Here is a 26,168-nt window from a genome sequence, read left to right on the forward strand (position 1 = left end):
TATCACGTTAGCACGCCTTGCCTAGCGCCTCGCGTTACCATGAGTAGATCCTTCCTGCGTCAGGATGACGTGCTGGTTGGGCTGTTCTAGGCCAGTTGATTACCACTGCAACGTCAGCACGCGAGATGTCTCAACTGCGTTCGACATGACGTTCTTGGTAAACAACGATGGGGCAACCACCCCCAACCCCTCCTCATCTGAGGAGGGGAGCTTCTGTTCTATCCCTACCTAGTCTACAGAATCAACAGACCCTTTTCCCGCAGCAACTGCCAGCTCTGAGACTGTAGGAACTGCTCGAAGTTCTGGCCTTGGGGAAACGTGCGGGCGGCATCTTTCAGCAGAACTTTGGTATCGTAATCAGCGGTCAGTTCTGACAACAGTTCCTGTAACCACTGGCCTAGGGCAGCGGGGACTTTTATTTCGAAGTCCTCCGCCTGTTCGTAGAAGGTGAGCACGGCGCGGGGGCCTTTTTTGCCGGCTTCCATGGTTAGCTCGGGGGCATTGCCCAGCCAGAACAGCCGCTGGTTTTGCTTGGCGAAGTCGGGCTTCACGGGCTCTTGCAGGGCCTGCTGAATCAGGTGGCGCGGCACGGTGGGCTTGGGCACGCGGAAATCAAACCAGAAGCTCAGTGGCTCGTTGAGGGCCACGCCGTGCAGGTAGTTGTAGAGGGCCTTCGCTAGGCCAGGTCCAAACTGCTCGTGGTCGGTGCCGGTGGGGTCGTCGTGCCAGAGGTCGTTCCAGGCAAATGGGCCGGGCTCGGGGCCGATGGGCAGCACCTTATACTTCGCCGGGTTTTTACCCACAGGCGAGTGCGCCGTCATCGAAAACCGGTGCCAGTAACCACTCTGTACAATGCCCGCCCCGAAGAGCTGCCTCACCACTTCCAGGGAATCCACGGTTTCTTGGGCCGTTTCGGTGGGGAAGCCATACATCAGGTAGGCGTGCACCATAATGCCGGCCTGGGTGAAGCCATCCGTCACGCGGGCTACCTGGGCAATAGTTACACCCTTCTCCATCAGGGCCAGCAGGCGGTCAGAAGCCACCTCTAGGCCACCCGATACAGCAATGCATCCTGATGCAGCCAGCAGGCGGCATAGGTCAGGGGAGAAGGTCTTCTCGAAGCGAATGTTGCCCCACCAGGTAATGTTCACGCGGCGCTTTAGCAGTTCAATAGCCAGGTCGCGCAGGGCCAGGGGTGGGGCAGCTTCGTCCACGAAGTGGAAGCCGGTCTGGCCGGTTTGCCGCACAATCTGCTCGATACGGTCAACCAGCAGGGTGCTGGGCGCAGTTTCGTAGCGCGAGATGTAGTCCAGCGTGACGTCGCAGAACGAGCAGCGCTTCCAGTAGCAGCCGTGGGCCACCGTGAGCTTGTTCCAGCGCCCGTCGCTCCAGAGCCGGTGCATGGGGTTCAGTACCTCTATCACCGACAAATACTCCGTCAATGGCAGATCCGAATAGTCCGGCGTGCCCACCTCCGGGTGCGGAATATCGGGGAAAGGCTGGTTGATATACACCACCTCACCCGCCTCATTCCGCAGGAAAGTCCGCTGGAAGGGTAACTGGTGATTTGTTAAAACGTCATGCTGAGCCTGTCGAAGCATCTCTACCGCTTCGCCTGCACGATTGGAGTTAGTCAGAGGTAGAGATGCTTGCCTAACGGCGACCTGCGGTTCGACAAGCTCAGCATGACGTTCTAGGATTAGCGCAGACTGTCGTTCCTTTTCCTCGCTCAAAAAGGCCAGCAGCCGTAGCCACGGACCTTCACCATCATCCAGGGTCAGAAAGTCGATGTAGTTAAAGAAGCGGGGTTCCTTGATCTGGCGCAGCTCGGTGTTAGGATAGCCGCCGCCCATCAGGGTTTTGGTGGCCGGGCGTAGTTCTTTCACGCGGCCAGCCAGACGCAGCGCCCCGTAGAGGTTACCGGGGAAGGGTACCGTGAAGCCAACCACATCGGGCTCGGTGCGGGCTACCAGCTCATCTAGTAGCTCCAGCAGCATCTGATCTAGCAGATTGGCGGGAGCATCCAGCGCCTCCTGCAAGCCATCAAACGTAGTGGCCGACATAGCTAGCTTCTCCGCGTAACGCGAAAAGCCGAACTGCGGCCCCACGGTTTCTTTGATCAGGTCGCCGAGGTCTTCGAGGTAGAGCGTGGCCAGGTGGCGGGCCTGGTCGGTGAGACCCATGGTGCCGAAAGCGCTTTCCAGGTCGGCCACGTTGTCGAAACGGCTGGCTTCGGGCAGGAAGCGGCTGTGGCAGATGCGCGGAGCCAGCGTATTGTCCTTGTTCTGCAGAAACCGGATGACCGGCTCAATGGTGCTGAGGTAGCTGCGGCGCAGGCGCAACATACGCTTGGCATTGTCGCTCAAGTCATAGTCGCCGGCCTCCACGGCATCAAACACCCGTGCTAGGCCAGTCTGCGAGAACAGCTTCAGCACCAGCTCCAGGCCCAGATCAGCCTGCGTTACGCGGTAGCCGCGCGAGCTGAGAAAGCCCTTCAGGTAGGCTGTAGCCGGATAGGGCGTGTTCAGCTGCGTGAGCGGCGGGGTAATGAGCAGGATGTTGAGCGAAGCAGACACGGCAGCACGAAGTCAAAAAGGACCACAAAGATACGCCCGAACGACGTGGCGCTAAAGTCCGTTCCGTAGGCCAGTCACTGCTTCGCCCTAATGCTCACCGCAGCAAGTAGGAAGGCGCGCTACATGCGCTTCATCAAGGACGGATTCAGACGCAGATACACTTGCCCCGAAACGGGCGTGCGGCCGTAGAAGAAACGGATATCAGAGTCGGGGCGGTAGACGGTGGCCTGGGCACCCAGGGTGAGGTCAGTCTTGGCTAGCTGGGCCACACGGTAGTTGGCGCCTACGGTGAGGGCGTGCACGTTGTAGTTGGCGGTTACTTCCTCATCGGCAGGTCCGAACAGGGGAATACCTAGCTCTTCGTTGGATTTCTGCACGAACTCATAGCGGCCGTACACGGCGGGCTTGCCCAGTTGCACGTTGGTTTCAGCCAGCACTGAGTGAGAGGCGCTGCCGTGGCTATGACCATCGGCTTCCACGTGCTTGTTCATACCCCAGACCAGCGCCGAGGTGATAAAGCGGTAGTCGCCCCACTGGTTGCTCTGGATTATGGAAGCGGTGGTGCGGCGCACGTTCTCATCCAGGTGCAACTCTTCAGGGCTCTTAATGTAGGCCTTCGATACCTGCAGGGCCAGCGAGGGCGTAGGGTTCCAGTTTAGGCGGCCCGCCCAGGAGTCGGCGCGGGGCTTATCGAAGCCGTAACGGTGCTCGTCAGGCTCCCGGCCGGTGAAGTTGGAGCCTTCCAGCTTGAACTGCTTGTAACGGAGACCTACCGTGGCTACCCCGAAGGCAATGTGAGTGGCATCCTGCCAGTGGTGGCCTAGGGCAGCATCGGGGTTGGGCATGGCCGAAATCCGGTGCATGAACGCCACGGGCCCAATGGCCGGCTCACCGGGGTAGCCCAGGTACACCGTCAGGTCAACGTCCTCGGAGAAAGCATGGGTGTACGCAACGCTCAAGGCCGAGAATAAGTCGTGGGGGTGCTGGCGGTCAACCAAGGGCTGGCCCTTGTAGGCCTCTCCACTCTGGAACAGCAACGGGTAGCCGTTACCGCCTTCCGTGAGCGGGTCCAGGGAAATCATGGCCGTGAGGTTCAGAAGACCTTTCTCCCCAATGCGGCGCTGAGCCATGGTCATAAACCAGTTGGGTGCATCCACGGTGCTGCCGCCGCGCTGCCCACTGTTGCGGCCGATGTTCTGGTTGGTATAGCGCAGGTTCAGAGCTCCGTGGTTCATAATCATCCACTGGCCTTTGTGGTGCATCCACATGAACATGGGCGTGTTGTCGGGGTTCCAGGCGGTGCCGGAGCCGTTGCGGCTCATGGGGAGGTTGCGGGAGTAGGCGTGGCTCATGCTCATGCCCCCGTGGTCCATGCCGGCCATGCTGCTCATGTCGTGGCCCGAGTGGTCCATCCCCTGCATTGATTGAGCCTTGCGCGAGGTATCGGGCGCGGCTGCCATACCCGGCATGGTATGGCCCATGTGCTGACTGTGGTCCGCAGCTTTTTTAGTGCGGGACGTGTCGGCTGGAGCGGCCATGTTGTGCATATCATGCTGGGCATAGGCAGTGGCCGAAAGCAGCAAAGCGGGTAGGAGTAGGATGGAGAAGCGCATAAAAAAGAAGTCGGGGTACTACGGCAGAATCACTCTGCAATAGTACCCCGACTTCGGAGGCAATGTTTTACACGATTCACGCTGGACACGTGCAAGGTTGTGCCCGGCGCAGTGGCCTACACCAGCTGGTCAAGCGAGAGGCGCTTCGGCATCAGGTCACGGCGGAACTCACTAACGGAGCGGCCCGTCACTTGCCGGAATTGGTTGCTGAGGTGCTGGCCGCTGCTGTAGCGCATTTGCTCCGCTATTTCGCTCAGAGTCATTTCGTTGTAGCTCAGCATCTCCTTCACGCGCTCAATTTTCAGGCGGATGAGATATTTCTCGATGGTGAGGTTGGCCGTGCGCGAGAACACCTTGCTCAGGTGCGAGTAGGTGGCCGCGAAGCGCTCCGTCAGGAAGGCGGAGGTAGTCAGCGGCATGCGCGCCGTGCGTAGGTGCTCCAGGTATTCTACCAGGGCCGCCTTGATCTGTTCGGTCAGTTGATCGGCCCGGCCCAGCAGCACATCAAAGCCCGCTTCCCGCAGGATAGGGGCAACCGAAGCGGGATCCACGGGCGTACTTTGATCGAGTTGCGCCTGGCCGAGCTTTACATCGGTGGCATGGTAGCCAGCTTGTTCGAGAAGGGTGCGCACGGCATCAATGCAGCGTGGGCAAACCATATTTTTGATGTGGAGGAGCGTCGTTTTCACGGGTGTTTAGTTGAGTCCAACCGCGTAGCGGTCCGCGTGGGTTTACGAGTGGGAGAAGGGGCTGCGCTTGAGCGAGGACGCCGGGTAGGAGCCGGCGTATCCTCAGTCCAGGCTTTCCCGAACCAACTGGCGGCTGCCCACGTCACGAAGGGCACAATGCCCAGAAACGTAACAGCCAACAGCCAGAAAAATACGAAAAATGCGCCAAACAGGCGGCCGAAGAAATGGTCTTGTACGCCAAACAAATACGCTACTAGCAGCAGAGCCAGCCCAAAGCTGGTAGCCGCCAGAATGGCGGCCCGCCGCAGAAGCGGTTTGGTAGTAACAGACCAGGTGGAGTTACGGTTCATAAGCGGCCCAAACAGGGGGCGGCAAATATATTAGTTACGTAGCGTTTTGCGGAGTACGTGGGGCGGGTCGCCGCGCTGGGGCAGAGTGTATGGGTAACGTGTAGCCATGGTTGTGCATGTGGACTATAAAAACAGATCGTAGTTCTCGACGTAACCCCTACCTAACTCTTTCGCCACGGTGCCGTTTCGTCAAGGAACTGTTTGTACGGAAAAACCACGAACGAGGTCAGCCGTACAGCAGAATAGTTTCCCTTTTTTGTGCTTCCCTTCCCTACACCATGAAAACCATTTTCTCCCTCCGCTTTGTAGCCGCTGGCCTGCTGCTTTCCGCGGCCGTATTTACCACTGCCTGCGACACGGGCACCGATAAAGGTGACACCAACGTAGAGCGCGGCGATTATAAGCGCAAAGACCCCGACCCAGGCCACACCACCGCCTCCGATTCGGCCACCGCGGGCTTGCGCGGAGCGGAAGACACCCGCCCCACCGGCCGCCAAGAGTACGAAGCCTCCGGCGATGCGCAAGACCACAACCGCGACGGTATTGCTGACTAAGTACGCCGGCCTTGACCCTAAGTACCTCTAAACGCGAAATGGCCGACTCCCAGAAGGAGCCGGCCATTTCGCGTTTCAAGTATGAAATTCTTATAAACTAAGCCCTCTATCTGACTAGAAGGGAGAGGCAGGAAATGAGAGTAATTCTTACTGCCTCTCATTTCTCTTCTGCTAATAGAATACGAAGCTGTTCGGGCCAATGCCCACCGTGAACGAGTCGATGGCGGCACCGTTGCTTTGGTAACGAATAACCTTATCGTTGGTGGTGAAGGAGCCAATACCGCCGTAAATGGTGTTGTCCTGCGGGTCAACGCCTAGGCCATAGAAGCTCCGCCGAATAAGCGGGTTTGTAGGCAGGTTCGCGTCGCCGATGTTCAGCGTATATACGCCACCCCGGTAGGTGTAGTACAGCTGGTCGCGGCGGCCGTTAATGGTTAACCTACCCGGTGAGCTAGTGTTCGTGGCTACTTCCCGGGTTTGGGCCGTCAGCTGGCCGGGCACAATCAACGACAGGCTGCCCTTGGTCGTTTTAGAGTAATCGATGGCCGTGTAGTCGGCGTTATACACCACATTACCGCCACTGAGCACCCACACGTTGCCATTGCGGTCCGTTACGGCGCTGTTCGGGGCGTCGCCCACCGTGATGGTTCCTTCCACCACGTCGGTAGCCGTATTGATAACCGTGACGGTGTTGCCACCATTATTGGTCACGTACAGGCGGTTACCCGATATAGTTAGTCGCTCGGGCTGGGCACCCACCGCAATAGTCTTGGTTACGGTATTGGTCTTCAGGTTGATAACCGATACCTGCCCGTCGCCGCCGTAGGCCACTGTTTCTGTCACGTAGCCTTTATCCGAAGAGGCAGCTACGAAATAACGCGGTAGCTTCAGACCGGTAATCGTGGCTTTGTAGCGAAACTTAGCCAGCGACACTACCTCCAGCTTGTTGCTGTTGTTGACCACGATATAGCCCAGCGAGTCTTGCACGGCTATGCTCTGAGCCACGTCGCCGAGGGGTCGGCCGTTTACCGATGTATACAGATAAGCATTAGTAACCCGGTTATTGGCTTTGCTAAACAAGCTGATATCGGAGTTGGCCCGGCGGAAGTTGCCTTCATTCACCACGAACACGCTGCTGGTCACAACGGGTTTTTCCTCGGGAGTAGGGTCGTTGTTTGGGTCGCAGCTGAACAGGGTAAGGGCGGCAGCACTGCTGAGCAGCACGCGGAACGGTAGGCCAGTGAAGGCGGAAACAGGCTTCATACTAAAAGGAGTGAAAAAAGAAATGACGATGGGGTTAGTGCCACAGTAGCCGGAGGCTTAGCGTGCCGTTGCGTAGGGGCATGGCGCTGTTTTGGTAGCTCTGGTAGCTGCGGTTTGTGAGGTTGTAGCCCTGCGCCAGCACCAGCACTTTCCAGGTGGGGCCTACCGCCACGGTGCGGCCCACGGCCGCGTTGAGCAGCAGGTAAGAAGGCAGGAACTGCGTGGCGGAAGCATCGGTGTAGCGGTAGCTGGTAAAGGTGAGTGTGGTGTTGAGCTGCCAGCCGCGCCAGAGGTGGTCGGTGCTAAAGGCCGCCGCATGCAAGGGCACAAAGGGTAGCTGCCGGCCCGTGGGGTCGGTATCGGCGGCCGTGCCCCGGGTCTTCTCCGATTGAGTGAGGGCGTAAGATGCGCGGGCCGTGAGGTGGTAGGCCCCCGGCTCCCAGCCCAACTGCGTGCTGGCCTCCAGACCCTGGGCCCGCACCTGCCGCAGGTTGCGCGGCGACCAGTAGCTCGCGCCCGGCGTCCACTGCACCCAGTTCTCTACCAGCTGGCGGTAGGCTGTCAGCTCGGTGCGTAGGCGCAGGCGGGCGGGCGCCAGGGTAAGCTCATGCACTAGGCCACCCTCGTAGCCCACACTTTCCTCGGGCAGCAAATCGGGGTTGCCGCCGGGGCGCCAGTACCGCTCATTCAGCGTGGGGGCCCGGTAGCTGCGCGAGGCGCTGGCCTTGAGACTCAGAGCGTGAGTGGTGGTTTGCCAGCCTACCCACTCCGCACCGATGGTAGGAGTGAGGGGAGGCTGCTGACCTGGCAGCACGGCTTGGCGCACGTTCAGAGAGAGGCGTAGCCGAGGCCGTGGATCGTAGCGCAGCAGGGCAAAGCCCGAGAAGCGGTTCTCGGTGCGCGGGCGGGTGCCGTAGCCATCTACCTGAGCCGCGAAGTGCTGCGCCTCTAGCCCGGTCCGCAGGGAAGCGTTAGGAGCCAGCCGCCACGTATGCTCGGCCTGGGCCTGGGTTGTGTGCACCGTCGATTCGCTGAGGCCGCTTACGTCGTCGCGGTAGTTGATAACGTCCTCGAACCAAGCTGCCCGCGCTGCCCATTCGTGGCGGGCGCTTACATAACGGTAGCCCGCCGTAAGTCGGCGGCTCTGGTCCCGCTCGCGGGCATTGGTGTTGTTGGTGCCGATGCCCGGCTGAATCTGCCGGTCGGCGTCAGTAAGCCAGATGGCAGCCGTTAGCTCGCTGCGCTGGCCTAGGCGCAACATCAGGTCCTGGGTGATGCTGGCTTGCCGGAGAGCCGCGTTTTCCTGCTCACGCCGCACCCGGCCAGCTGCGGCCCGCTCGTAGTACGTGAAGTTGTTATCGGCCTGGCGGTAAAGCAGGCTGGTGCGCAGGGCCAATTTCTGATTGCTATAGCTAGCCTCCAAGTTGCCGGCTCGCAGTCCAAAGCTGCCGTAGTCGGCCTGTGCCGAACCGCGCCAGCCGGCACCCCATCGTTCCGCCGCCAACAGCAACACCGTGCCGCCCACAGCTCCGTTGCCGTACGTAGCGCTGGCGGGGCCAGGTTGAATCGATACCTCGGTAGCTCCACTAACTGGCAACAAGGCAAAATCAGCTTCCCCTAGGGAAGGCAGGTTAATGTTGAAACCGTTCCAGAGCACGGCCGTGTGCCGGGCCGTAGTCCCACGCACCGAAATGGAAGCCAGCTGACCGGGACCGTAGTTCTTAATGTACAGGGTAGAGCGGGCGCTTAGCACATCGGCCAGCGTACCAGTCCGGTACGTGTTGAGAGCTAGCGAATCGAACACCAGACGACGGCTACCCACCGCGAAGCGGTCTAGCCGCAGGCCTGCGACGCGCACTGAGGGCAACGCTTGCACGGAGTCGAGGGAGGAAGCGGGAGTGCTTTGTGCAGCGGCAGTGCCCGCCATCAGCCAGCTGGCGGCTACCAGCAGCGCAAGGCTTGACCCTGCCCGGACAGGGGCGGTCAAACGGGGGAGGGGCGCACAAAAGGTAAACATCCGAACCAAAATTTCCGGGGTAGGAAACATCAGTTCAAAACTTCTGGTACTGCTTTCCGAAGCCGGAATGCCCTACCGAAGCCGAGGCCGAATACAGGGAATCAAGCCGCCCGGAGGCAGCCTACTGCAGTCATTCTCCGCCTTTCCTCCGAAGGCGCTGAACATGGGAAATGCAAAGGCAGGTCTCCTGGCTTGCTTCGGGTCGGTCGCCTTCCCATTTCTCCGGCACTACAGAGCGCAGTTGCCTTCTTTGAAACAGTGGCAGGGGGAATGACCGCCTGGTAACGTGAAGCGTACAGTTGCGGGGACAGCTCCGGCTTTAAACCGGATTCCCTTTTAAGCCTCGCCCCGCAGTTGGGGTCTGGCCACCTTTACAGCCGCAAAGATAGGCAATGTGACCTAAGCATTGGCTTATCCGTATTCGGAGTCTACCTGCTGCTGCCTCCTGGTGGCTGCCGCGTAGGCCACAGTAGCTCCTGCGTGCCCGTTTTCGCATTCCTCTATGAAGATTCCTCTCGAATACTACCGTCGCCCCGACCCCGTAGAAATTGCCCGCGACCTGATTGGAAAGTACCTGTACACACGCATCAGTGGGGTACTAACCGGCGGCCGCATTGTGGAAACAGAGGCCTATGCCCACATCAACGATCAAGCCTGCCATTCCCACCTGGGCCGCTACACGGCCCGCACAAAAGTTATGTACGAGCCTGGGGGAGTGGCCTACACCTACCTGATCTACGGCCGCTACGTTTTGTTTAACATCATCACCAACGAAGCCGGCAAAGCGGATGCGGTGCTTATCAGAGGGCTAGAGCCCACCGAAGGCATCCCGGAAATGCTCCTGCGCCGGGGTATGAGTTCCGTGCAGCGCAACCTTACAGCTGGCCCCGGCCTGCTCACCCAAGCCCTCGGCATCACCACCGCCCACTACGGCACCGACCTCACCGGCGACTTGATCTGGATGGAAGACCGAGGTGAGATAGTGGCCTACGATGATGTTATTGCCTCGCCTAGGGTTGGTATAGACTACGCCGGCGACGACGTTTCCTTGCCCTGGCGCTTCCGCCTGAAAGGCAGCAAATGGGTCAGCCCTGCGAAGTGAACGAGCGCGTGAGCGAATGAGTGAAGTGGCCTAGCTTATTACTGGATCAGCCCCAGCGGGGCGACACCGTTCGTTCAACGAGCAGTGCCGCCCCGCTGGGGCTTACTTCTTTCTGTAGTCTCTTAATTACCGATATGTCGCCTCGTGTAAGACACCTACTCTTCTAGGCTACTCACTTCGGTGCTTCTTCACTTAGTCACCTCATTACAACTTCTCACACACCAGCACCATGAGCTTGCCCTCCAGGTTGGTGGTGGCAAAGAGGTATAGGTCGCCGCCTTCGCGGATGCCGGTGCGGTGGCGGAATTCGGCCACGGTGTCGGGGAAGTTGCGGGTAGTGACGTGGGCGCGGGCCTCGGGGCCAAGGTGGGCGCGGAGGGCGGCGGCATCGTAGCGCTCCGTAGCTTTGATTCGGAAAATGCGGCCCGGAAACTCGGGGCGCAGAATATCAGACGTGTAAAGGTGGCTGTGCTGGTGCAGCTTCAGCAATTCAAACGCCGTCCCGACGCTGCGGAAACCGCCCGCCTTTAGCACGGCTACGTTGGGCTCATAGAGGTACTGCTGGGGCAGGGCGTAGCGGGCAATGGCGCGGCCTTCGCGGGCCCGGTTCAGCCGGAACTCCTGCTGCTGGCCGTGGCGGGTAAGGTTCACTGTGAAGCGCTCAGGGTCCACGGCTGGCTCAGGGCCCAACTCATACAACACCTCCTTACACTCATTGTCCACAGCTAGTATCCAGAGGCGACGCACGTGGCGCAGCTCCTGAATGGCCTGCTCAATATCGAGCATGGGCGAGGTCTTGAGCAGCACACTCCGGCCTTTTTGCAGCAGCAGGGGCATGATGCGCAACACATCGGGCTCACAGTCCTGCAGCCGAAATATCTTTCGGGCGGCGGTGTCACGCCGGGCGGGGTCCAGGTAAATCCAGTCGAAGTGCAGCGGGGTGTTGCGCAGGTAGTGTACCGCATCCTCGTTGTGGCACTTCACATTCTCGATGCCCAACTGAGTCAGGTTGTAGCGCACCACATCCACCAGCGCGAGGTTACGCTCTACGTAATGCACCTCCGGAATGGTAGCGGCAAAGTGAGCCGTATCAACGCCAAAGCCGCCGGTAAGGTCAACCAAGCGCTGGCCCTGCACTAGGCTGGCTTTAAACGTAGCCGTACGGGCCGAGGAGGCCTGCTCCACCGATAGGGTCGGCGGGAAGATCAGGTCGGGATTTTCGGCCCATTCCGGCAGCTTCGCACGGGCTTTCTGGCGAGCCTGTATCTGGCGCACAAGGTCCGGGACGGGCAGGCCGGGGTAACGGCGGGCCTGTAGCGCCAGTTGGGCGGGGTCGTCGTGCAGATGCTCGGCCACATATTGCCGGGCCGCTGCCGGCAGCGGGTATTCCATGTAGGGTTCCTACGAAAAAACACAAGCCTTAGTCAGCGACCAAGGCAGAAAGGTTTACCAAACGTAAGGAGGAATCCGGCAACTGACCTCCCGAAGTGGAAAGTTAGTTGCCGGATTCCTCCCGAAAACTTGTCTGAAATAGATAACGCCTAGTGGCCTAGCGCAGGTTCCAGCTCAAAGCCACCTGAGGCTGGCCCCACCGGCTAGCCGTAAGGCCAACCGTGCTGGGGCGCAACATCTGCAGGGCACCCGTGCGGGCAGCAGGCAAGCCCGCATTGTGCGCATCTACCGCCCGCTGGAAGTGCTCATTGGTGTGGCGCGAGATGAAAATGTTCGACAACAAGCTCGCAGCAGCAATGCTAATGGCTACTTTCTGGGTGTTGTTGTGGTACTGCTGCACTTCGGGGTCAGAGAGTACCTGCTGACCATAAAGGCCCACGGCACCCACAAACGTCAGACGCTCAGCTAGAAATAGCCACTTCTGGCGACGGTAGTTGTTGAGTTCCTGCAGAGCCTCGGGGTTACCGGCTAAGTAAGGGCGGAGCTTCTGGCCAAAGAAACCAGCACTCTGATAATCAGATTCTTTCGGCGTGCCTAGGCTCGTAGCGAAGAAAAAATTCTTCTGGACGCCGTTTAAGCCTCGTGCCTGATCTTCGGGGCTGAGCCGAATCAAGGTACTTGGGCCCTGCTGAGCGTGAGCAAAGAATGTCACGAAAACAAGAGGCAATAGGAGTAGGGCGCGGCGCACAAGGCTAAAATTTGGAATCATCATAGAATGGAGCATGAGGACAAATGTAGTCGGCTAATCCACAGCTACCTAAGCTTTTCACCGAGGAAAAGGTGCAATCCATCGAAGAAAAGTTTTAAACCCACTCAACAAATGCGGCGAGGCCTACGTTCTGTCGGCTGCTTACCAGTATTTCATTCACCAACCCGCATACCTTCTATGAAAACCCTGACCTCCCTGCTTAGCCGCTCCGTTTTGTTTGCGGCCCTGCCGGCTGCCCTGGCTTTCAGCTCCTGCTCCGACGACGACAAATCTGACCCTACGCCCGAGCAGGGCCGGGTGCTACTGATTCACGCTGCTCCCTCGGCAAATGCGCGGGTAAAGGTGTTGGCAAACGATAAAGAGCTAGGCCAGCTCGACTACGGGCAACTCAGCAATTATGTATCGGCTACGACGGGCACAACCACATTGAAAATCAACGACGCTAGCTCTAATCAGACTGTGGTGACCAAGCAGGCTACCATTGAGAAAGACAAGAGCTACTCTGTTTTTGCGTACTCTCCTTCTACTGCCCTGGGCTCAGCCGATGCAATAGTAGTATCAGACGACCTAACGGCGCCTGCTGCCGGCAAAGCCAAAATTCGGTTGGTGCACTTGGGCTTGGGCTCACCGAGCCCGGTGAGCCTTTCGCAGCCTGCCGCGTTGGGCACCGTCGATATCATTCCTAACGTTGCGTTTGGGTCGGCGTCTTCTTTTGTGGAGATAACACCTGGCACCTATAATCTGGCGGTTTCGACCGGCACGGGACTAACGGCCGCTACCGAAGCAAGTGTGGGTGACGGATCTGGCTCCGGCACAGGAACCAAAACCTATGATGCTGGCAAAATTTATACTGTACTAGTGCGCGGTATCAAGAGTTCCAGCGTAGCTACCGACCTGCGCACCAAGGCTATTGTAATTACCAACAACTAGGTGGCCTAGGCCAGTACTGCAAACAGCCTGCTCAACTAGGGAGCAGGCTGTTTGCGTTTAAGTGCCTGTAGCTCAGGAGTAGCAGGAAAAGGCTAACAAATCAGTTACCTTTGTGGTTGATTCGCAAACATTCTCTGCATCATGGTTGAGACCAAGACCACGGCTTACGTTCCGTATAAAGTAAAAGATATGAGCCTCGCCGAGTGGGGCCGCAAGGAAATCCGCTTGGCCGAGGCGGAAATGCCCGGCCTGATGGCTCTGCGCGAGGAGTTCGGTGATTCGCAGCCCCTGAAGGGTGCGCGCATTGCTGGCTGCTTGCACATGACCATTCAGACGGCGGTGCTCATCGAAACGCTGATTGCGCTGGGTGCCGATGTTACGTGGTCTTCGTGCAACATCTTCTCTACGCAAGATCACGCTGCTGCTGCTATTGCTGCTGCTGGCATTCCGGTATACGCCTGGAAAGGCATGAACGAGGAAGAGTTTAACTGGTGCATTGAGCAGACGCTGTTCTTCGGCGAGAAGCGCGAGCCCCTGAACATGATCCTCGATGACGGTGGCGACCTGACTAACATGGTGCTGAACCAGTACCCTGAGTTGGCTGCTGGCATCAAAGGCCTGTCGGAAGAAACCACGACCGGCGTACTGCGTCTCCTCGACCGGGTGAAGAACGGCACGCTGCCCATGCCTGCCTTCAACGTAAACGACTCGGTAACCAAGTCGAAATTCGACAACAAATACGGCTGTAAAGAGTCGGCTGTAGATGCTATCCGCCGGGCTACTGACGTAATGATGGCTGGCAAAATTGCCGTAGTGGCTGGCTACGGCGACGTAGGAAAAGGTACCGCTGCTTCGCTGCGTGGTGCTGGAGCCCGCGTTATCGTGACGGAAATTGACCCCATCTGCGCTCTGCAAGCTGCCATGGATGGCTACGCGGTGAAGAAAATGGCCAACGCTATCAAGGAGGCCGACATCGTAGTAACCGCTACCGGTAACTGCGACATCATCACCGAAGAGTCATTCCGTGCGCTGAAAGACAAGGCCATCGTCTGCAACATCGGTCACTTCGACGATGAAATTGACATGGCATGGCTGAACAAAAACTACGGCCACACCAAAGACACAGTGAAGCCCCAGGTTGATATCTATAACATCGACGGCAAAGAGGTAATCATCCTTGCTGAAGGTCGCCTGGTAAACCTGGGCTGCGCCACTGGTCACCCTTCGTTCGTAATGTCGAACTCGTTCACGAACCAGACGCTGGCCCAGCTGGAGCTGTGGCAGAACGCTGATAAGTACGAGAACAAAGTATATACCCTGCCCAAGCACCTTGACGAGAAGGTAGCCCGCCTGCACCTCGCCAAAATTGGCGTAGAGCTAGATGAGCTGAAGCCTAAGCAGGCTGATTACATCAATGTTCCTGTAGAGGGTCCCTTTAAGTCGGACCTGTACCGCTACTAGGCCACTTTCATCAGTAACAAAAAGCCCCGCTCTGTTATAGAGTGGGGCTTTTTGTTACTGATGAAAGTGACCTTGAGGGGCATCTGGCCGGTATAGTCTTCTATGTTTGAGTATACCACCGTGCCCAGCAGCGACCAGTCATGCTCCACTAAGGACTCCTAATACAAAGCGTTTTTCCGTACAATGAGCATACATACCATCTTGTGCACTACACATGTGGCCTAGCATTAGGCCCGCTACGGTCACGAATAGTCCTCTTGGCTCAATACCCTTGTCATTAGGCTGCTCTTCGGAGAGCATGCCCCAATTCTATACGCTAGCGACTGACGAGTAACTGCAGGCTAATTGGCTTTTGTTTGGTTAGGCCACTAGCTCTAATTACATACTGGCCTACGGGCAATTGAGCCACGGGTAGCGTGAGCGTGTTGGCCGCTGTTTCCGTGCGGTACAAGCATTGTCCCGTGAGACTGAGCAGTTGTATGGTGCGCTTGCCTGCTTCTGTAAAACGCAAAGTAGCGTAATGCTGGGCCGGGTTTGGGTAAAGTGTAGGGCTTTCGGCAGTGAGGGTAGGGGAAGGATTGGCACTGACGGATGCAAACCGGTATACCGGAAAGCTGTCAAGCTCCGTAGAGTAAAACTTGTGCAGTTGGCGTGCGTCAAACCGCAGTCGGCTTGAGTCGTTCAGCACATTCTGGTAGCGAACCAGCGTTGGAAAGGTGCCTTGCTTCACCTGCTCCGACAAGTCCATCATCTGTTCCCAGCCAGTAGCAAGACCCTGTATGTTGTTAGCTTGAATGCGCACGGCATGTACCCAACAGGCGCCGTCGCTGAGGGGTTGCACTAAGTAGTATAGCTGGTGATGGCGTAGCGCCCACGCGTTCAGTAGCGTATCAGAAGTACCCACTTGCGTAATGACAGTACGCCCCGAGTGAGGTTCGTGGTGCACCCGCAGCTCGAGCGTATCTCGCGCAGAAACCAACCGGACGCGTGAGCCCAGCTTCTTTTCCAGGTTCTGCGGGTGCCGAATAGGGAAGGCATCAAACGTAGTGCTTGGGCTTTCGCAGCCAATCAAACCAAGCAAGAGCAAATTCAGAAAAGCAGAAGCACGTGCAAATTTCATATCCGTCTGATTTGAAGTAACCTAGGGCTTTACTTTATGCCGCTGGCCAGCAAAACGTAACCTGTTGCTCTGCAAGCCTTACGCGCCGCCCTTGTCTCCGAAACCGATTAGCAACCAAAATGCGGATATTTGCCCCGTATGCCTGCCGTCCCGTTATCAGTTGTCATCATCACCTACAACGAAGAGCGCAATATTGCCCGCTGTCTGGAAGCAGTGCGCGGTGTAGCCGATGAGGTAGTTGTGGTTGATTCCTTCTCCACGGACAATACAGTGACCATCAGCCAGCAACTAGGGGCCCGAGTGGTGCAGCATGCCTTTGAGGGGTATGTGCAGCAGAAAAACTACGCCACCTCGCAGGCCCAGCATGACTATGTATTGCAGCTTGACGCCGATGAAGTCCTGACAGAGGAGTTACGCCAAAGTATCCAAGTCGCGAAAAACAACTGGCAGCATGCTGGCTACACCCTGGCTCGCCTTACCAACTACTGCGGCTCTTGGGTGCGCCACGGCGGCTGGTATCCCGACCGCAAGCTGCGCCTCTACGACCGACGCCTAGGCCAGTGGGAAGGGTTGCTGCTGCACGAGCGGTATGAAGTAGCCATAGGCCAGTCAGTGGGTACCCTTGCTGGCGATGCCCTGCACTATTCATATGACTCCGTTGAGCAGCATGTGCAGCAACTCAACCGCTTTACCAGCATTGCGGCCGAAGAGCTATGGTTGCGTGGCAAGCAGCGCGTGTCGGTGTTTCACTTACTGCTGAAGCCGTGTTGGAAGTTTGTGCACGGATATTTTTTCCGGCTAGGCTTTCTGGATGGCTTCGCTGGGCTGAGCATTGCGACCATCTCGGCCTGGGGAGTCTTCCTGAAATTTGCCAAGCTCAAAACCAAGGCCGCCGCATGAAAACGTTCCTCATAAGCCGCACCGATGCTATCGGCGACGTGGTTCTCACGCTGCCGGTGGCCGGGCGCCTCAAGCAGTTATACCCCGGTTGCCGCGTTGTGCTGCTGGGGCGAACCTACACGCAAGCCGTTGCCGAAGCCTGCCCCTGGGTTGATAGCTTCCTGAACTATGACGAGCTGTTGGCCTTACCGGCCGCAACGCAACTAGCACGGTTGCAGGAACAACAGGCCTACGCCATTCTGCACGTGTTCCCTAACAAAGTAGTGGCTACACTGGCCCGCAGTGCTCGAATACCACTCCGTATTGGCACGCGCAACCGGCTATTTCATTGGCTGACCTGTAACCGCCTCGTAGCGCTGAGCCGCCGACACTCGCCCCTGCACGAAGCACAGCTCAACCTGCAATTGCTCCGGCCGCTAGGCCACTCTGCTACACCGTCGCTGTCAGATACCGCCGCGCTGGTGCGCCTGCAGCCTAGAGTAGCCGTGCCAGAGCAGGTACAAGCGGTGCTAGCTAGCCGGCAACCTCATCAGCTGAATATAATTCTGCATCCGCGCAGCCGGGGTAGTGCCCGGGAATGGGGGCTACCCCACTTTGGGGCATTGGCTCGATTGCTCCACCAAGACGGACATCGTGTATTCGTAACTGGTACCGCTGCAGAAGGAGAGGAGCTGCGCGACTGGTTACAGCAGTACCAACCATTTATCACCGCCAACCTAACAGGGCAGCTTAGCTTACCTCAGCTTCTGGCCTTTATCAGTGCCGCCGATGGTTTAGTTGCCGGCAGTACTGGACCACTACACTTAGCGGCGGCACTGGGGCGAAATGCGCTAGGCCTCTATCCGCCCATCCAGCCCATGCACCCGGGCCGTTGGGCTCCGTTAGGCCCGCACGCCCAGTATCTGGTGTTTGATAAGCCCGATTGCCAAGATTGCCGCAAGCAGCCTACCGCCTGTACTTGCATAAAAGCGGTAGAGCCGCTCCAGGCCTTTGCCTCTATTCAAACGTGGCAGCCGTTACCACAAGTGTCCGTTTCATCTGATTTCGTAGTCTGAATGAGCAGTCAGACTACACATTCATCTGCTCAAGAGCCTTGGTGGCATTCCTGGTGGCGCACAGGGCGCCTGTCGCAGCACTTACTACTGCTGGCTTGCGTCGCCGGTGTCGTCGGGCTCCTCACCTCGCGGGCGTTGGTAGCATTGAGCCCTGTTACAGGAGTTTTAGCTGCACTGGCCAACCCTAACCTACGCCGAGCACTGCAGCAATGGGTAAGATTACGCACAGTGTGGGCCCCAGCGGCACTTTACTGCTTATTGTTGCTGAGTGGCTTCTACACAGATCAGTGGGATGTCTGGCGCCATGAAGCATACCGGCTACTGCCCTGGTTAGGGGTGCCGTTAGCCTTTGGCGTAGCTGTACCGCTCTCAAGTCGGCAACGTTTTGGGATAGGGCTGCTATACGTGAGCGGGACCATTACAATAGGCCTAGCCACTCTTGGTCAATACTTACTTGATCCGGCAGCGGCAAACAAAGCGTTTGGGTTAGGGCAGAGTATGCCTTCCGTAACCGGTATTTTCCACATTCACTTTGGGTTGATGCTAGCTCTGGCAGGTTTTTTTGCCTTGCTGCTGCGCCGCAGTACCTATGCAACTTCCACCTTGCGCCTAGGTCTCTTAATAGCTGCTGGCTTGTGCGTCCTTACGCTGCACTTACTGGCCTATCGCACGGGGCTATTCGTCTTCTACGGAATGGCGCTGCTCAGAGCGTTACATCTATTGTTGCGCCGTCGCTTACTGCTAGGGCTCGGAGTGCTCGTCCTGCTTCTGGCAGCGCCAGCACTGGCTTACTATACGCTGGAGCCCGTGCATCAGCGGGTAGATGCTACCATTTGGGATGTGCAGCAAATCCAACTCAATCACGATATCAACGAGTACTCCCTGTCTAGGCGCATAGCAGCCTGGCAGACGGCCCTCATCATTGCCGAGGTGCACCCGTGGCTAGGAGTAGGCCCTGCCGATGCCTATACCGCCATGATGGATCAGTATAGCTGGAAGGATTTTGGTTTACGCCCTGAAAACCGCGTAATGGTTCATAATCAGTACCTCCATCAACTCTTAGGTGGCGGGATAGTAGGCCTAAGCGCATGGTTGCTGGTGCTATTTGGCCCCTTCATGCAACCTAGGCTGCGTCGCAATCCGTACGTGTATCACTTCCTGTTGATGGAAGCTACCGCTATGCTGGTAGATTCGCTGCTTGAATTGCAGATCGGGTTTAATTTGTTCGTGTTTCTCTACGGGTTTATCGTGGTAGCTACCGAACGCCGTGTAAGTCAAGAAGCTGAAACGCTAAAACCTTCCGCCCTTCCTACGGTATAATCCGTAACATCATTTGTCTATCGGCCGTCTTTTTTCAATATTCGGCCGCAATTTTCAGCGTTTATGAGCGACTCTCCCGAACGGGTACCCAAACTGAGCAAAGAGGAAAAAGACCGGCGTTTTCAGGCCGAACTCATGCCTGTGCTCGATTCGCTGTACAACTTCGCATTCCGCCTCACGCTGGACGAAGATGACGCAAATGACCTCGTACAGGAAACTTATCTGAAAGCATATCGCTTCTTTGAGTACTTCGAGCAGGGAACAAACGCCAAAGCGTGGCTGTTTCGCATCCTGAAAAATTCGTTCATCAACGATTTTCGCAAAAAAAGTAAGCAACCCGCCAAGGTTGATTACAGCGAAATCGAAGGGTACTACAACTCAGAAGATGTGGAGGCCGAAGGCGACGCCGGCAGCACCTCCTCTGACATGCGGCAGCAAGCCGTACGCGACCTCATCGGCGACGAAGTGGCCAGCGCCCTCAACTCGCTGCCGGTTGATTTCCGCACCGTCATTATCCTCTGTGATCTAGAAGGGTTCACGTATGAGGAAATGGCTAAAGTACTAGACATTCCTATCGGGACGGTGCGCTCCCGCCTACACAGGGCGCGTAATTTCCTGAAGGATAAGCTTGAGAGATACGCTAAGTCAATGGGCTACGGCTCCGAAGACGGCGACGAAATTGATTCAGAAGACACCGAATAAGGTCCTGCCAGGAAAAAATGTTATGAAGACTACCTCTACAAAAACCAACCAGAGCGGGGCTACGCCCAGTGCCCCCGACTGTGAACGCGTGAATACAATACTCGACCAAATTATCGTAGGCCAGGAGCCCACGGCTGAGGACGAAGATTACTTCGTAAATCATGCCGAAGATTGTTCCCCCTGTTTCGACAGTATCGATAAGCAGCGTATTTTTATCGATTTCCTGTCGCAGCATGTAGGCCGCAAAGGAGCGCCTTCTTCACTACCTAACGCAATTCTTGCGCGCGTTCAGGCAGAAATGGCCTAATTTTGCCCCATGCAGGGTAAAATCATCGCCTTTTCGGCTCCCTCCGGAGCCGGCAAGACCACTATTGTTCATCGGCTACTGGAGCGAATTCCAGAGCTAAGCTTCTCAATATCAGCCTGTACGCGCGATAAGCGCGGCCGGACAGAAGCCAACGGTAAAGACTATTACTTCATCTCCGTGCAGGAGTTCCAGGAGAAAATCCGACACGATGCCTTCGTGGAATGGGAAGAAGTATACGAAGGTGCCTTCTATGGTACGCTCAAATCTGAGATTGAGCGTATCTGGGAAGGAGGCCACCATGCCGTGTTGGACGTAGATGTAAAAGGCGGTTTGAGCATCAAGGAGTTTTACAAAGACCGTGCATTAGCTGTATTTGTAAAACCACCATCACTAGAGATTCTGGAGCAGCGTCTGCGTAACCGCGCTACTGATTCTGCCGCTAGTATTTCTTCGCGTCTTTACAAAGCTAACTTCGAGCTTACGTTCGAGGATCGATTCGACGTAACCATCGTCAACGACGATCTAGATCGAGCTATCGATGAGGCTGAGCAACTCATCCGTAAGTTTATCATGGCTGAGTCAGAGATATTGTGAGTAGCCCCACTTCGGAAATGAAAGTTGGGTTGCTGTTTGGCTCGTTCAATCCCATCCACACGGGTCACCTGATTCTGGCCAATTACATGGCCACTCACACCGATTTGGATGCGGTATGGCTAGTTGTATCGCCTCAAAGCCCATTTAAGGTAGGCCAGGAACTACTTCCTGAAGCTTACCGCTACGAATTAGTGCAGTTAGCTATTGCTGGAAACTTGCAGCTAGATGTTCTCGACATCGAGTTTGAGATGCCTAAGCCTAGTTATACCATCGATACCCTCGATGAATTGCATCGTCGTCACCCATCTCACCACTTTGTACTTCTGATGGGGGAGGATAACTTGCCCGGCCTACCACGCTGGAAAGAGGCAGGGCGCATTCTCAAGGAGTATGAAGTATATGTGTACCCTAGGCCTGGAGTAGATGCTACCGATGTAAATGCGCACCCAGGTGTGAAAGTGGTAGATGCTCCTTTGTTGGACATTTCAGCCACGTTTATTCGCGACTGTGTTCGTGAGCGTAAATCTATCCGATACTTAGTGCCAGATGCAGTAGAAGCCCGAATTGAACAAGGAGGCTTCTGGCGCTAGGCCAGTAAAGGTAACATGGTAATTAAAGTAAACCCCGCTCACCTTGGATGAGCGGGGTTTTACTTTATGGGCTAAAGTCAGCCGAAATCAGATGGTCATGATTTCGCTTTCTTTCTTGCTCAACAGGTCGTCTACTTTGGTGATATACGAATCAGTAGCCTTTTGCACCTTGGCCTCTGCGTCTTTAATGGCATCTTCTGAAGCACCTTCCTTCAGTAGCTTGCGCAACGAGTCATTCACATCTTTGCGGATGCCCCGGATGCGCACTTTGCCGCTTTCAGATTCTGTTTTAGCCTGTTTTACTAATTCCCGACGTCGTTCTTCCGTCATGGCCGGGATGTTCAAGCGCACGCCTTCTGCATCCGACTGAGGATTCAGGCCTAGGTCACTGTTCTTGATAGCTTTGGCAATCTCGCTGATCATGTTCTTCTCCCATGGTTTGATGAACAGCGTGCGAGCATCGGGTGCCGATACGTTAGCAACCTGCGCTACGGGAGTAGGGGTACCGTAATAATCTACCCGCAGCGAGTCGAGCATAGCTGGTGATGCTTTGCCAGCCCGGATGCGCGTTAGCTCAACACCCGTGTGCTGCAGGGCTTTGCCCATTGATTCTTCTGCCTCGTCGAGGTAAAACTTAATTTCTTCGTCCATGTGTGAAGGTATGAAAAGTGAGAAATGAAAGTCTAGGCCAGGTATTTACGGACTCACCTCAACTTTCACTTCGTCATACTAAGTAATGAGTATTTCAGCGGGCGCAACTGGTTAAACGGCTGGCTGCAGGGTACCGGTAGCCGAAGACGGTTGCGCATTAGCTGTGTTCATGCTCACCAGCGTACCTACCTTCTCTCCGGCAATCAGGCGTTGTAGGTTGCCTTCTTTGTTCATGTCGAACACAATAATTGGCAAATTATTCTCTTTGCAGAGCGTAAAGGCCGTCATGTCCATCACATTAAGGTTTTTTTCCATCACCTCATCAAACGTGATGTCTGGGTAACGCACCGCTGAAGCGTCTTTCTCGGGGTCAGCCGTATAAATGCCATCTACCCGAGTACCTTTTAAGACCACGTCAGCCTCAATTTCAATAGCGCGCAACGAAGCTGCTGAGTCCGTGGTGAAGTACGGTGAACCAATGCCGGCTCCAAAAATGACTACGCGGCCCTTTTCCAAGTGGCGCAACGCTCGGCGACGGATGTAGGGCTCACACACGCGCTGAATAGTCACTCCTGACAATAAACGGGTGTTCACATCTAGCTTTTCCAGTGCGCTCTGCAAAGCCATCGAGTTGATTACCGTGGCCAGCATGCCCATGTAGTCACCTTGCACGCGGTCTAGGCCAAATGCCTCGGCCTGTACACCCCGGAAGATGTTACCACCGCCAATAACCACGGCTATTTCGGTGCCGGTGGCCGCTGCCGTCTTGATTTCTTCCGCGTACTGCATCAGTCGGACGGCGTCAATACCGTACTGTTGCTGGCCCATGAGAGCTTCGCCGCTCAGCTTTAGCAGAATTCGTTTATACTTCAAAACAAAAGGGGTTAGGCGTGAAATGCAGTGTATAAGCTAGCGTAGGCCAGTGCCTACTGCCAATGCAAAGTTACCAATGGAGTTTCTTCTAATGAGTGGCCTAACTAAAGAGAACTAGCACTTGGCCTTTCGTGACGTTGTCGCGCAATGCCACTTTAATCGCGGCAACAGTGCCCTCACCAGGCGCTTTCAGAATGTTCTCCATTTTCATAGCTTCCAGTACCAGCAGAGGGTCTCCTTTTTGCACAACTTGACCAGGCTCTACCCGAATGTCTACAATAAGACCCGGCATGGGCGCCTTTAGCTCATTAACCTTGTTAGTGGCCGCATTGCTCATTCCCAGTTTGTCTAGCAACAAGTCAAATCGGTCTTTAGCCTGTAGCTCTAGGCGCTGCCCGTTGAGGTTCAATACAAACGTTTTGGCCGCGTAGTCCACTGATACAAGCTCCGCAGTATAGGACTTTCCGTTATGCAGTATGTGGTAATGCCCGTTGCCCAGAACTGCCAAGTCCCATTCAAATGCTTGCCCGTTCACAGTAATGGGGCCGCCGGAGCGGTAATCGATGTCCCAGAGTTGATCGGGACCGGTGCGTACCTGTAGCATGTGGGAAAGGATAGGGTAGAGCGGAAAAGGGCTTAAAGATAGGTCAAATCTGAAATAAATTCGGAACTTGACCCTTCATTCCCCTATTGCGTTTCTTCATGAAATATCCGGTCCTCGGTGCGCTTAGCCTGATTCTGACCTGTTATATAGTAGCCCCGGCTCAGACTACTACTACGTCTAAATCAGCCACTAACAAATCAGCTGTTCGCAAGAAAGTAGCAGCTCCTGCTGCCGCCGCGGCTACGCCTGCGCCTGCACAATTACCTGTGCCTAACTGGCTGCCACCTACGAACCCCCTTCAGCCCGCGGCTACTATTGTTCATGACTTATTAGATACCAAACTCGACGTCCGCTTCGATTGGGCAAAACAGTGGTTGCTTGGCACTGCTACTCTAACTGTTCGTCCTCACTTCTACGCACAGAACCAACTGGTACTAGACGCTAAAGGCTTCGACATAAAAAGTGTAGAGCTAGTAAATAGCAGTACCAAAAAGGGTAAGGACCTGAAGTTTGCTTACGATAAGAAGAAGCTGACCATTTCCCTTGACCGCTCTTATACTCGTACTGAGCCGTGCCAGGTTCGCATCCAATATGTGGCCAAGCCTAATGAGTTGCCTTCAACTGGCGGAAGTGAAGCCATTACCGGCGACAAAGGCCTGTATTTCATAAATCCTCTCGGTACGGACAAGACCAAGCCCCGGCAGGTATGGACGCAGGGTGAGACGGAAGGAAGCTCTTGTTGGTTTCCGACAATTGACAAACCAAACCAGCGGATGACGCAGGAAATCAGCATTACCGTTGAGAGCGGACTCAAAACTCTCTCCAATGGTCTGCTCACTTCCTCGCAACGCAACGCTGATGGTACGCGCACCGACGTGTGGAAGCAATCGTTGCCAGCAGCACCGTACCTTACCATGCTTGCCGTCGGCGACTTTGCAGTGGTTTCTGACGTATGGCGCGGAAAAAATGTCAGCTACTATGTTGACCCCGCATATCAGCATACTGCTAAGCAGGTATTCGGGAACACTCCCGAAATGATGGAGTACTATTCCAAAAAGTTAGGAATTGATTTTCCGTGGGAGAAGTACTCGCAAGTGGCTGTGCACGATTTCGTGTCAGGGGCTATGGAGAATACCACGGCAACTACTATTCAGGAACAGCTCGTGCAGTTCACTAGCCGTGAGCTGCCAGATGTAAGCTATGATACGGAGGCTGTAATTACGCACGAACTGTTTCACCAATGGTTCGGGGACTATGTCACGACAGAATCATGGGCCAACTTGCCGTTAAATGAGTCATTTGCTGACTATTCAGAATATCTGTGGGCTGAGCATAAATACGGTGCCGATGCTGCTGGCCTAGTGCTACAGATCAAGCTGAATAACTACCTGCAAGAGGCGCAAATTAAACGGGAGCCCTTAATCCGGTATCGGTATGCTAATAGGGAAGATATGTTTGACCGGCACTCTTACGATAAAGGGGGCCGAGTGCTACACATGTTACGGAGCTATGTTGGTGATGAAGCTTTCTTCACGGCCCTCAATCGTTATCTAACCCAGAATAAATTCTCTGCTTCTGAAATTGCCAAGCTGAGAATGACTTTTGAAGACGTGACGGGTGAGGACCTGATGTGGTTCTTCGATCAATGGTTCATGCAGCGCGGTCATCCGGAATTGCGCGTTACTCATAGCTATGACAACGGTCAGGTAGCTCTGCGGGTACGCCAAGTGCAGGATACCTTGTTTCAGCCAGTATACCGTTTACCAGTTACTGTTACTACTTGGAGTAATAATCAGCCTACCGACCACCGCATTGTAGTAACTAAGGCTGATCAAACATTTAAGCTACCCTCTAGTCAGAGGCCTAGCTTAGTAAAGTTCGACAGTGAAGGAATATTGCTGGCTCAAATTGATGAAGAAAGAACTCAAGATGAGTTGATCTATCAATATTCCCACGCTCGTAACTATCTGCAGAAGTTCGAAGCCCTTGATGGTCTTAAGAACAAGACGGCTGACCTCAATGTCAGTGCCTTATTCCGTAACGCTATTAACGACAACTTCTGGGCAATTAGGCAAACTGCATTAGAGGGGCTACGTCGTTACAAGGGAGCAGAAGGTAGTGCTGTGCGCAAAGAAATTCAGCGTGCGGCGTTGAATGAGAAGAAAGGTGTAGTCCGGGCCGCTGCCATTACTACGTTAGCGTCATTTCCTAATGAGGATTTCGGAGAAGTATATGCCGCAGCCTTACGAGATAGTTCTTATGTAGTAGCCAGTGCAGCCGTCGATGCGTTGGCTAAGGCCCCTACTGTAGCTACTCGTGAGCCAATCAATGGCCTGCAGGAAACTAAAAATCCGGCTTTGATTACAGCCTTGTCAAATTACTACGCTCTTAATGGTACAGCTGATCATTATCAGTGGTTCTTAGCCAGAAGCAAAGACGCTCCAGGAGAAGTGCTTTATACCTTATTAGAGAATTTTGGAACGTTAATGCAACGTATGCCTCCCATCGAGCGGGAAAAAGGCATTCAACGGCTAGAGACACTTGCTCGAACTCACCCGATGTACTACGTGCGCTTAGGAGCATATAAAGGGTTAAATGAGTTGGTAACGAGTATGCCAGTCCTAAAGCCAACTTTACAGGATATCCGGGCTAAGGAAAAAGATGAGCGTTTAAAATCGATTTACAGCCTTATTCAATAAAATATTTTTTGTGTCTGCTAAGTAGAAGGATGCAATC

General features: G+C 55.5%; 24 protein-coding genes and 1 riboswitch. Of the genes, 12 read left to right on the plus strand and 12 right to left on the minus strand.

Annotation, left to right across the window (positions count from 1 at the left end):
* Positions 1-233 precede the first annotated feature (233 nt).
* The 4 genes from EU556_RS03825 to EU556_RS03840 form a co-directional block, all read right to left on the minus strand.
* Positions 234-2,576: a B12-binding domain-containing radical SAM protein gene (locus EU556_RS03825; RefSeq protein WP_135431172.1), complete on the minus strand. Its 2,343-nt coding sequence runs from the start codon at positions 2,574-2,576 to the stop codon at positions 234-236.
* Positions 2,577-2,695: 119 nt separating this feature from the next.
* Positions 2,696-4,189: a hypothetical protein gene (locus EU556_RS03830; RefSeq protein WP_135431174.1), complete on the minus strand. Its 1,494-nt coding sequence runs from the start codon at positions 4,187-4,189 to the stop codon at positions 2,696-2,698.
* A 116-nt stretch (positions 4,190-4,305) separates the two neighbouring features.
* Positions 4,306-4,878, minus strand: coding sequence for an AraC family transcriptional regulator (locus tag EU556_RS03835; RefSeq protein WP_135431176.1), 573 nt, complete (start codon positions 4,876-4,878; stop codon positions 4,306-4,308).
* Complete coding sequence (locus tag EU556_RS03840) at positions 4,875-5,228, minus strand: hypothetical protein (protein WP_135431178.1); 354 nt, start codon at positions 5,226-5,228, stop codon at positions 4,875-4,877. The genes EU556_RS03835 and EU556_RS03840 overlap by 4 nt, the downstream gene beginning before the upstream one ends.
* A 278-nt stretch (positions 5,229-5,506) precedes the next feature.
* Here EU556_RS03840 and EU556_RS03845 point away from each other — a divergent pair, with 278 nt between their 5' ends.
* On the plus strand, positions 5,507-5,782 hold the full coding sequence (locus EU556_RS03845; RefSeq protein ID WP_135431180.1) for a hypothetical protein: 276 nt from the start codon (positions 5,507-5,509) through the stop codon (positions 5,780-5,782).
* Between the two features lie 171 nt (positions 5,783-5,953).
* On the opposite strand, the gene EU556_RS03850 is transcribed toward EU556_RS03845, so the two are convergent.
* The gene (locus EU556_RS03850; protein ID WP_135431182.1) at positions 5,954-7,045 is read right to left on the minus strand and encodes a YncE family protein; all 1,092 of its coding nucleotides are present in this window, start codon (positions 7,043-7,045) and stop codon (positions 5,954-5,956) included.
* A 34-nt stretch (positions 7,046-7,079) separates the two neighbouring features.
* Positions 7,080-9,032 carry a TonB-dependent receptor gene (locus EU556_RS03855; protein ID WP_167855436.1) on the minus strand — a complete coding sequence of 651 codons (1,953 nt, stop codon included), beginning with the start codon at positions 9,030-9,032 and terminating at the stop codon, positions 7,080-7,082.
* Positions 9,033-9,222: 190 nt separating this feature from the next.
* Positions 9,223-9,450, minus strand: a riboswitch (cobalamin riboswitch).
* 114 nt (positions 9,451-9,564) lie between these two features.
* Between EU556_RS03855 and EU556_RS03860 the strand changes: the two genes are divergently transcribed.
* A complete protein-coding gene (locus EU556_RS03860) occupies positions 9,565-10,164 on the plus strand; it encodes a DNA-3-methyladenine glycosylase (RefSeq protein WP_135431186.1) in 600 nt (199 codons plus the stop codon).
* Positions 10,165-10,368: 204 nt separating this feature from the next.
* On the opposite strand, the gene EU556_RS03865 is transcribed toward EU556_RS03860, so the two are convergent.
* Positions 10,369-11,556: a class I SAM-dependent methyltransferase gene (locus tag EU556_RS03865; RefSeq protein ID WP_135431188.1), complete on the minus strand. Its 1,188-nt coding sequence runs from the start codon at positions 11,554-11,556 to the stop codon at positions 10,369-10,371.
* Between the two features lie 157 nt (positions 11,557-11,713).
* Entirely contained in the window at positions 11,714-12,340 is a 627-nt protein-coding gene (locus EU556_RS03870) for a hypothetical protein (protein WP_167855437.1), read from the minus strand.
* Between the two features lie 162 nt (positions 12,341-12,502).
* On the opposite strand from EU556_RS03870, the gene EU556_RS03875 reads away from it, so the two are divergent.
* Positions 12,503-13,255, plus strand: a complete 753-nt coding sequence (locus tag EU556_RS03875; RefSeq protein ID WP_167855438.1) for a DUF4397 domain-containing protein — start codon at positions 12,503-12,505, stop codon at positions 13,253-13,255.
* Between the two features lie 141 nt (positions 13,256-13,396).
* Positions 13,397-14,716, plus strand: a complete 1,320-nt coding sequence (gene ahcY, locus EU556_RS03880; protein ID WP_135431194.1) for an adenosylhomocysteinase — start codon at positions 13,397-13,399, stop codon at positions 14,714-14,716.
* 316 nt (positions 14,717-15,032) lie between these two features.
* Here ahcY and EU556_RS03885 read toward each other — a convergent pair whose 3' ends face one another.
* Entirely contained in the window at positions 15,033-15,836 is an 804-nt protein-coding gene (locus tag EU556_RS03885; RefSeq protein WP_135431196.1) for a T9SS type A sorting domain-containing protein, read from the minus strand.
* A 138-nt stretch (positions 15,837-15,974) separates the two neighbouring features.
* On the opposite strand from EU556_RS03885, the gene EU556_RS03890 reads away from it, so the two are divergent.
* The 7 genes from EU556_RS03890 (at position 15,975) to nadD (ending at position 21,304) form a co-directional block, all read left to right on the plus strand.
* Positions 15,975-16,736: a glycosyltransferase family 2 protein gene (locus EU556_RS03890; protein ID WP_135431198.1), complete on the plus strand. Its 762-nt coding sequence runs from the start codon at positions 15,975-15,977 to the stop codon at positions 16,734-16,736.
* The gene (locus EU556_RS03895) at positions 16,733-17,791 is read left to right on the plus strand and encodes a glycosyltransferase family 9 protein (protein ID WP_135431200.1); all 1,059 of its coding nucleotides are present in this window, start codon (positions 16,733-16,735) and stop codon (positions 17,789-17,791) included. The genes EU556_RS03890 and EU556_RS03895 overlap by 4 nt, the downstream gene beginning before the upstream one ends.
* Positions 17,792-18,289: 498 nt before the next feature.
* Positions 18,290-19,111, plus strand: coding sequence for an O-antigen ligase family protein (locus tag EU556_RS25960; RefSeq protein ID WP_167855439.1), 822 nt, complete (start codon positions 18,290-18,292; stop codon positions 19,109-19,111).
* Positions 19,112-19,174: 63 nt separating this feature from the next.
* Complete coding sequence (locus tag EU556_RS03905) at positions 19,175-19,813, plus strand: sigma-70 family RNA polymerase sigma factor (RefSeq protein ID WP_135431204.1); 639 nt, start codon at positions 19,175-19,177, stop codon at positions 19,811-19,813.
* A gap of 22 nt (positions 19,814-19,835) precedes the next feature.
* A complete protein-coding gene (locus tag EU556_RS03910; protein ID WP_135431206.1) occupies positions 19,836-20,120 on the plus strand; it encodes a hypothetical protein in 285 nt (94 codons plus the stop codon).
* Between the two features lie 9 nt (positions 20,121-20,129).
* Entirely contained in the window at positions 20,130-20,714 is a 585-nt protein-coding gene (gene gmk, locus EU556_RS03915; protein WP_135431208.1) for a guanylate kinase, read from the plus strand.
* A 17-nt stretch (positions 20,715-20,731) separates the two neighbouring features.
* The gene (gene nadD / locus EU556_RS03920; RefSeq protein ID WP_135431210.1) at positions 20,732-21,304 is read left to right on the plus strand and encodes a nicotinate (nicotinamide) nucleotide adenylyltransferase; all 573 of its coding nucleotides are present in this window, start codon (positions 20,732-20,734) and stop codon (positions 21,302-21,304) included.
* Positions 21,305-21,391: 87 nt separating this feature from the next.
* On the opposite strand, the gene frr is transcribed toward nadD, so the two are convergent.
* The 3 genes from frr to EU556_RS03935 form a co-directional block, all read right to left on the minus strand.
* Complete coding sequence (frr, locus tag EU556_RS03925) at positions 21,392-21,955, minus strand: ribosome recycling factor (RefSeq protein WP_135431212.1); 564 nt, start codon at positions 21,953-21,955, stop codon at positions 21,392-21,394.
* 111 nt (positions 21,956-22,066) lie between these two features.
* Positions 22,067-22,828 (minus strand): UMP kinase, encoded by a 762-nt coding sequence (gene pyrH / locus EU556_RS03930; protein WP_135431214.1) that lies wholly within the window; start codon positions 22,826-22,828, stop codon positions 22,067-22,069.
* Between the two features lie 100 nt (positions 22,829-22,928).
* Positions 22,929-23,432, minus strand: coding sequence for a biotin/lipoyl-containing protein (locus tag EU556_RS03935; protein ID WP_135431216.1), 504 nt, complete (start codon positions 23,430-23,432; stop codon positions 22,929-22,931).
* Between the two features lie 98 nt (positions 23,433-23,530).
* On the opposite strand from EU556_RS03935, the gene EU556_RS03940 reads away from it, so the two are divergent.
* Positions 23,531-26,131: a M1 family aminopeptidase gene (locus EU556_RS03940; RefSeq protein ID WP_135431218.1), complete on the plus strand. Its 2,601-nt coding sequence runs from the start codon at positions 23,531-23,533 to the stop codon at positions 26,129-26,131.
* Positions 26,132-26,168: the final 37 nt, after the last annotated feature.

It is taken from the genome of Hymenobacter fodinae, from assembly GCF_004745825.1.
GTDB classification, from domain to species: domain Bacteria; phylum Bacteroidota; class Bacteroidia; order Cytophagales; family Hymenobacteraceae; genus Hymenobacter; species Hymenobacter fodinae.